This is a genomic window from Streptomyces sp. NPDC002669, from assembly GCF_042889165.1.
Lineage (GTDB): Bacteria > Actinomycetota > Actinomycetes > Streptomycetales > Streptomycetaceae > Streptomyces.
Genome location: NZ_JBIAQQ010000028.1, coordinates 59052 through 66939, shown reverse-complemented (window position 1 = coordinate 66939; position 7888 = coordinate 59052). Strand labels below are relative to the sequence as shown.

At 76.3% G+C, this 7888-nt stretch carries 6 protein-coding genes; 4 read left to right on the top strand and 2 right to left on the bottom strand.

The genetic code is table 11. From position 1 onward, the window contains the following. Positions 1-90: 90 nt before the first annotated feature. A complete protein-coding gene (locus ACFYW1_RS31550; RefSeq protein ID WP_389000860.1) occupies positions 91-501 on the bottom strand; it encodes a peptidase inhibitor family I36 protein in 411 nt (136 codons plus the stop codon). An 834-nt stretch (positions 502-1335) separates the two neighbouring features. On the opposite strand from ACFYW1_RS31550, the gene ACFYW1_RS31545 reads away from it, so the two are divergent. From ACFYW1_RS31545 to ACFYW1_RS31530, 4 genes are all read left to right on the top strand, one after another. Further along, positions 1336-2169: a thiopeptide-type bacteriocin biosynthesis protein gene (locus tag ACFYW1_RS31545; protein ID WP_389000857.1), complete on the top strand. Its 834-nt coding sequence runs from the start codon at positions 1336-1338 to the stop codon at positions 2167-2169. A 1-nt stretch (position 2170) separates the two neighbouring features. Then, entirely contained in the window at positions 2171-4900 is a 2730-nt protein-coding gene (locus ACFYW1_RS31540) for a lantibiotic dehydratase (protein WP_389000854.1), read from the top strand. Further along, positions 4873-5028 (top strand): hypothetical protein, encoded by a 156-nt coding sequence (locus ACFYW1_RS31535; protein WP_389000851.1) that lies wholly within the window; start codon positions 4873-4875, stop codon positions 5026-5028. Before ACFYW1_RS31540 ends, ACFYW1_RS31535 begins: the two co-directional genes overlap by 28 nt. An 88-nt stretch (positions 5029-5116) precedes the next feature. Next, the gene (locus tag ACFYW1_RS31530; RefSeq protein WP_389000848.1) at positions 5117-6307 is read left to right on the top strand and encodes a lanthionine synthetase LanC family protein; all 1191 of its coding nucleotides are present in this window, start codon (positions 5117-5119) and stop codon (positions 6305-6307) included. Positions 6308-6341: 34 nt separating this feature from the next. Here the strand turns inward: ACFYW1_RS31530 and ACFYW1_RS31525 are convergent, their stop codons facing one another. Beyond that, positions 6342-7814 carry a PucR family transcriptional regulator ligand-binding domain-containing protein gene (locus tag ACFYW1_RS31525; protein WP_389000845.1) on the bottom strand — a complete coding sequence of 491 codons (1473 nt, stop codon included), beginning with the start codon at positions 7812-7814 and terminating at the stop codon, positions 6342-6344. Positions 7815-7888: the final 74 nt, after the last annotated feature.

Sequence of the window (7888 nt, the reverse complement as noted above, 5' to 3'; positions counted from 1 at the left end):
TTCCGCGCGCGCCCCCCCCCCCCGGAGGTGCGCTACCCAGCCCGCGCCGCCGGCCGGGAAGGACTTCCGCACCCCTCCCGCTTCTCGGTGCTACTGGGGCTTGAAGGAGCGGATCTGGTAGTTCCCCTGGAGGTTGCCGCCGCTGCCGGCGGGGGTGGAGCCGACCCGGGAGTTGTAGTTGGTCTGGGTGTAGTACTGCACGCGGTGCCCGGTCGCGTTCCACACGGAGCGGACGTTCTGGCCCCGCTGGATGAACGAGCAGTCGTCGGCGGTGTTCGCCCGCTGCCTGTCCGACCACTGACAGCGGGTGCCGCCCCCGTTCCAGTCGCTGTAGATGCAGAAGTACCCGGGGCTGCAACTGAAGGAAGCCCTGGCGCTCCGGGTGGCGCCGCTCGCCGCGGTGTCGTTCCCGTTGGCTGCGGCCACGGCCGCGGCGGGCCCGGTGGCCAGCCCCAGGGCCAGGGCGAGCGAGGCGGCGGCGAGCGCGGTGAAGCGGTTCATGGCAGAGACCTCTTTCTGACGGCGGCCAGGGCCTCGCGCCCTGGTCCCGGTCAGCGTGGCACGCCCGTGACCTGGGCAGACAGGCGGAAACGGGGGCGCTCGAAGCCCGTCGCGAAGATCGCGACGCTCCTGCGCGCACCGGCGTGAACGCCCGCCTCGGCGACCGGTCCCGGCCGTCCCGCGCGGGGCTGCGGGGGCGGGGCGCGGGGAGGGGTGGGTGCGGCCGTGAGGGAGGGGCGGGCATGGGTGCGCGGAGGGGCGGGCGTGGCTCGTTCTCTTCGCTTCCGCCCTCCTCGCGGGCTGTGCGACGGCGCGGATTTCCGCGCTCCCGGCACACGGGTCACGCCAAGCGCACAACCGTCCATAATCCGACTAATTGCGATATATCTTTCGGCCGGTGTTGACGCGGGAATTGACTTGTCGGCGGACCTGATCGGTCCGACGCGAACGGGGACGGACGGGGGCAGGCGGAAGGGCATCCGGTTTTGGCCGGGTGGCCCCGGCACATCCGGTCCGGCCGACGAACGGCTCGGGCCCCGGGTGTCACGGCACATCCCGTGCACCCGTGGACGACACAGAAACGAAGCAGGGCTTCTCCCGACAGCCGGACGAGGCCGCGGCACCGACTCCGCGGACCCGTTCGGCGACCCCGGGACGCCCCGCCGGGCCGGAACGGCGCCCCCCGGCACCACGACACCCGGGGACACGACACCCGGCACCACGTCATCGCGACAGTGCGGCACCAAGTCATCACGGCATCACGGCACCAAGTCATCACGGCACCAAGTCATCACGACGCCAAGTCGTCACGGCACCACGACACACGGAGGTCTCATGCTGGGGGTGGAACACCCGGAGGCGAGCTGGGTACAGGTGAACCTGACCCCGCAGCCGCGCTCGTGGCCGCGCCTGTACGACCGGCTCGCCGGTACGGCGCGCGACCTCCTCGACGCGGGCCTCGCGCAGGAGTTCTTCTTCATGCACAAGCCGCCGGGCCTGCGCGTGCGGTTCCAGGCGCCCGGATCGGCCGGCGTCGCCCCGCTGCGGACCGAACTCCTCAGCCGGATCAAGGAGTTCGACGGGCTGGCGGCCCCTCCGATGTGCGCGGTGTACGAGCCGGAGTCCTATCTCTTCGGCGGCCCCGCCGCGATGCCGGGGGTGCACGAGGTGTTCACGGCGGACTCGCTGGCCTGGCTCGACCGGCACGCCCGGCGCACGGACGACGAGGGACACATCGTGGCCGACTGGCGGCTCTCCCTCGTCCTGCTCCACGAACTCTTCGACGGTCTGCACATCGTCGGCTGGGAACACCGGGGCGTCTGGGACGCGGTGCGCACGGACACCGGGCGCAGCTTCTCCGGCGGCCTCCAGGACGACGCGCTCCGCCGGGCCGCCCACGGCATCCGCGCCCACTGGGAGCGGCCCCGGGCGCAGTGGTCCGACGGGCTGCCCGACGTCTGGCGCGCCTGGCAGGAGCAGCACGGGGCGGCGGTGCGCCGGGCCGCCGACCACTGGCGCACCGGCTACTTCGAGTCCGGTGAAGCGGTACGCGGACCACGCCGCGCCGCCGCCCACGCCGTGATCTTCCACTGGAACCGGGGCCGGCTGTCGCTCGCCCGTCAGAGCCTGCTCACCGAGGCCCTGTTCGACGACGGGGCGGTGGACTGACATGGCCGGACTCCGTGCCACCGCCCCCGGCCCCGCCCCGGCCGAAGGAACGTTGCTGGGCGCCACCGCGCTGGTGCGCGCGTCCGGAATCCCCTGTTCGATGTGGACGGCCGCCGGTGGGTCGGGGGTGTTCGGCCGGGTCGTCGAGCACGCCGACGCCGTCGGGCAACAGGCCGCACGTGCCCGGCAGTTGGCCGAGGTGCTGAGCGGTCTCGTGCCCGATCCGCGCCTGACGGACACCGAGCGCCGTGCCGTACTCGCCCTGCGGCGGCGGCTGCACGCGGGCTCGGCGCCGACCCCGGCGGACCGCGACCTGCTGACGGCACTGACCGCCGCACCCGAGGAACTGGTCCGCGAGGCGGTGGAGCTGTGCGCCGCCGCCGGTTCGGCCCGCGGGGCCCGGGCGGCGCTGGAGCGGGAGATCGCCGGGGAACGCGAACGGGTGGCGGCGCTCGGCTGGTCGCTGGTGTCCCGGAGCCCGGTCCTGCGGGAGTTCCTGGACACCGCGAGCCCCGGGCTGGTGGCGGAGGTGGCCGCCCGGCTGGCCGCGGGGGAGCCGTGGAGCGGGAAACGGCTGCGCAAGCGTTCCGCCTACCTGTGGCGGGCGCTGGGACGGGCGGCCGTGAAGACCACACCGCGCGGCTGGGTGGGACAGGTCGCCCCGGTCCCGGTCGGCGGCCCGACGGCGGGCGGGACGGACGACCGGCTCCTCACCCCCGGCGCCGAGCTGGCCGGACTGGCCGCCGCCGTCGTGGAGAACGTCCACACGGTACGTACCCGGGCCGGCGGCCGGGACCTGCGCACCGCCGATCCGGCGACCGCGCTCGCCCCCGCCCCGCTGCACCTCACCGAAGGCGGCGACGACGGAACGGGCGGCACACTGCGCTGCTACGCGATCGACCCGGACCACCCCGGACGGCTGCGGCAGACCGCCCTCCGGCGCACCGCACTGCTCGACCGGCTCCTCACACTGTTCGCCGAAGGGCCGTGCACCCTCGCGGAACTGGAACGCGCGCTGCCGACCGCCGACCCCGCCCTGCTGCGCGGCTTCCTCACCCACCTCATGGGGCTGGGCGTGCTCCAGCTCTGCGCGGCCCCGCGCCGCCACCACACCCCCTGGTCCCCGGCCGCCCGGGTCACCGCGACCGGCGAACTGCCCCGCCCCGAGGACCGGGACACGAAGCCGGAGGCCGCCGCCCCGGATCGGCCCGCGGAGTCCGAACCGGGGGGCGCCTGGTTCCTCGACTCGCACCGCGGTCTGGGCGCCCACGTGCCCCGCCCGGCCGCCGCCCGGGTCCAGCGGGCCCTGCGGACCGCCCACCGTCTGGCCGCGCTGCGCCGGGCCGACCGGGACGCCGGTGCCGACGCACCGCCCCCCGTGCCGGGCACCGAGCGGCTGGACGGGAACCCGCGCCCGGTCGGCGAGATCCTGGCCGAGCTCCTGGCGCCGGACGAGCGGCCGACCCCCGGACCGGGCCGGAGCCGCCACCCGGACTGGCACCCGGCGCACGACCCGGCATCCGGATACGCCCGGCTCCTGGCCCACCTCGCCGCCCGCGCCGACGCACCGCAGGTGGACGTGGACGACGAACTGCTGGACGCCCTCGGGGCGCCGCCGGCCGAGGAGGTGGTGCCGCCCTGGCCGCTGGACTGTCTGCTGCGCCCGATGTCCGGACCGGGGCCGCTCGCGGTGCTGGAGACGGCCTCGCCCGCCGGGATCATCGACGCCCGGTTCGCCGAGGCGCTGCGGGCCCTGCACGGCGGCTACGGCCCCGTCGACGCCTACCGGGACTTCCTGGCCGAGGTGGAGCGGAGATCGGGGGTGCGGTTCGTCGAACTGCTGGTGCCGCCGGTCACCGGGCACGCCGCGAACACCGTCCGGCGGCCCGTCCTCACCCGCTGGTGGACGGGCGACCCCAACCCGGCCGCGTACTTCGCGCCCGGCGGCCCCGAGCAGCGCTACCTGCCGCTGGACCGCATCACCCTGCGGCGCTCGGGCGGCCGGATCGTCGCCGAGGCGGACGGCGTACGCGTGGTGCCCGTCCACCACGCCACCCGCAACCCGATGCCGCCCTACGACCGACTGGTGCGGCTGCTGCTCGCCGCCGGGCACCCCTGGGCGGGCACCGTGCTCGGCCTGGACGGGCTCGCCGCGGCCCTCCCCGCCGGTTCCGCCGTCACCCGTGCGCCGAGAGTGACGGCCGGCCGGGACCTGGTGGTCTGCCCGGCGACCTGGCGGGTGCCCAGGGCCCTGCTGTGGCGGCGGGGGGACGACGACTTCGACCGGGTGCGGGCCCTCGCCTCGCTCAGGCGCTCCGCCGGCCTGCCGCGGTTCGTCTTCGTACGGCCGGCGTTCGGGGACAAGCCGGTACCGGCCGACCTCGACGCGCTGACCGCGCTCAACGTCATCGAGCGGATCTGTGCCGCCCCCGGTGACGAACTGGTCCTGGAGGAGATGCTGCCCGGCCCGGAGGCCGGAGCGCGGGGACCGGTGCTGCGCGACGCGCTGCACCGGGGCGAACCGGTGGCCGCCGGTCTGCTGCTCAGGCTCCCCTTCGACCGGACCCCGCAGGAGCTGGCGGCCCGGGCCGCCGCCCTCGCCCATGACGTCCCCGGCCCGTCCGCACCCGGTGCGGCGGTCGTCGGGGCGGCCAACACCCAACAGGGATCACCAAGGAAACAGGAGGAAGCACCATGCCCATCATGGAACTCACCGACCTCGACACCCTGATCGACGAGCTGGACGAGCGGATCACCAGCGCCGACCTGCCCGCCGTGGAGGCCAGCGACAGCCTGGTGTGCGCCACCGTCATCATCTGTGGCGGCTCGACCCTCTGCGGGTCGGCCATCAACTGCTGACGGCCCCCACCCGGACACCTCGTGTCCGTCGTTGAGATGAACGGAGCCACCCGGACCGGTCCGGGTGGCTCCCCGACGAGGAGCTCCGATGCACCCAGGTAACCAGGCCCCGCCCCGCCGGGCCGCCCTCGACATCGCCGTCCGGTTCCTCGACGGCTTCGCCCGGGGCCCGCACGCGACATCCGACCCCGGCATCCCCGTACTGGCCGCACTGGTCCAGGAGACCCACGAGGCGGGAGCCGCGGCGAGCGCCCGGCGCGCGGTGGTGGCCTGGGCCCGGACCGTCGGCCGCGGCCCCTCCCACAACGGCCTGTACGACGGCGGCCTGGCCGGCACGCTCGTCGGCCTGCGGATGGCCGCCCGCGTCCACCCGCCGCTGCACCGCGCCGCCGACCGGCTGCGCGACCACCTGCTGGACCGGGCCGCCGCGCGCCCCTGGCGCACGGTGGACGTCGGCCTGCCCGACTACGACCTCATCGGTGGGCCGTCCGGCACCCTGCTCGCCCTCTGCGCCGGGGGCGCCGAGCCGACGAACCGTCAGCTCATGCCGTTCGCGGCCCACTTGGCGATGCTGTGCGACCACGACGAGCTGCGCAGGCTGCACATCGGCCAGTACGCGGGCCACCCCCGACTGGGCTGGCTCCAGGGCCGGGTCAACACCGGAATGGGCCACGGCGTGGCCGGACTCACCACCGCGCTCACCGCCACGATCCGCCGCACCGGGCCGCACCCCCGGCTGACGGACGCCCTGCGCCGTACCACCCACTGGCTGGTCCGGCAGTCCTTCGACGACGCCCGGTCCGTCCGCAGCTGGGACGGGGCCGGCCTCGACGGCCCCCCGCCCACCGGGCCCCGCCCCCGCCAGGCGTGGTGCTACGGAGCCCCCGGCATCACCTGGGCGCTGTGGGACGCGGCCGACGCGCTGGGCGACCGGGCGGCGGCCGACTGGGCGGCGGCCGCCTTCACCACCCTCGCCGAGCAGTACGACATGGACTTCCACCTCTACGGCGCCCCGCTGACCGACCGGCTCGCGCTCTGCCACGGCGCGGCGGGCGTCCTGGCCGTGGCGGACGCCTTCCACCGCCGGGCCGGGCTGCCGGCCGCCGCCCCGCTCGCCGCCCGCCTCGCCGAGCACCTGAACACCCGCCTGCCGGACGCCCTCGCCGCCGCCCGCCCGCCGACCGCCCTGCTCGACGGCGCCCCGGGCGCACTGGGCGCCCTGCTCACCGCAGCCCACGGCACCTCGCGCGACTGGCTGCCCTGCCTCGGCCTGCGCTGAGGCCCGCCCCGGTCCGTCGGCCCCCCGGCGCCGGTCACCGTTGCCGCAGGGCGAACCACAGCTCCGTCCGTACGTCCATGTCGTCCAGGTCCACGTCCAGCAGGGCCGCGCAGCGGGTGATGCGCTGGCGGACCGTGTTGCGGTGGATCCGCAGGGCCGCGGCCGTGCGGTCCCAGTTGCCGTGGAGGCTCAGCCAGCAGCGCAGGGTCTCGGCCAGGGGGTCGGTGAGCGGGGCCAGGAGGGCACGGGCGTGGGCCTCGGCCCGGTCGGGAGGGATCAGGGCGGCCAGGCCCGTACCGGCGCCGGTGCGGTGGTGGGCCAGCGGGGTGCGGGTGGCCACGGCGCGGCCCAGCGCGCGGGCCGCCTGGCCGTCGGCGAGGCCGAGGGCGGTGACGGGGGCGGGGGCGGAGGCGCCGAGGGTCCAGCCGGGCTGCGGCACGATCCGGTCGTCGCCGGGCACCAGCACCCGCACGGCGTCCCCGCCCCGGCCCGCGTCGACCAGGGCCGAGCCCAGGGCGGCGCCCAGCGCACCGGCGGTGAGCGGGTCGACCCGGCCGTCCCCGCTGCGCCGGGCGTGCACCACCGTCCACTGCTCCGCGCCGCCGAGCAGCGGACCGACGTCCTGCGGGTCCGCGCCCAGCAGCATCCGTACGAGGGCGGCCGACCGGCCCGCCGCGTCCGCGCCCTGGTGCGGGGCGGCCAGCAGCGAGAGCAGGACGACCGCGACCCCGGCGATCGTGTGGTCGCCCGCCTCCCGCCGGTCCGTCGCCAGCGCCAGGACCAGCCCCTGGCCGCCGCCCAGCGCGTACGCGGACAGATGGGTGTCCCGCAGGGCGTCGGTGGCGGACGCCGGGGCGGGGCGCGCCCCGGCGGAGACCACCCGGGCCAGCCTGGTCAGCGCCGCGCCGACGTCCGGGGCGGGGCGGCGGCCCGAGGCGTGCAGCTCCTCGCCGTCCGCGGCGAGGAGCACCGCCCGGCCGCCCAGCCGCGCCGTCAGCTGACGCAGCACCGCGGGAACCGGGTCGGGCCGGGCCGCCGCCGTCGCCAGGGCCTGCTGGGCGTGCGTCACCCGGCGCAGCTCCCGGTGCCGGGCCTCGGCCATCAGCCGCCACACCGCCCGGGCTATCGCCGTGAACGGCGTCCCCGGCGGCACCTCCACCAGCGGCAGACCGTGCCGGTCGCACGCCTCGACCAACGCCCCCGGCACCGTGTCGAACACCGGCGTCACCCCGAAACCGAGCGCCGCCGCCCCCGCCTCCACCAGCCGGGCCACGTACCCGTCCGGGTCCCCGAGCAGCACCCCGGCGCTCAGCACCAGCTCACCGCCGAGCAGATACGGGTACGGGTCGGCCATCTCCGAGGTGTGCACCCACAGCAGCTCGGCCTCGTCCGGGCCCGCGATGCGGCGCAGCCCCAGCTCCTCGCGGGCGAGCAGTCCGGTGAGCGACACCGGGGGAGTGGGCGGCGGGGGCAGCGCGACCGGAGCTTCCATGGACCATCCATCCATCCGGGGCTTCAATTATGGATGAAACGTACACTTCAGTGCCGTCCATGGGCCACCTACCGTCTTCAGTACGCACC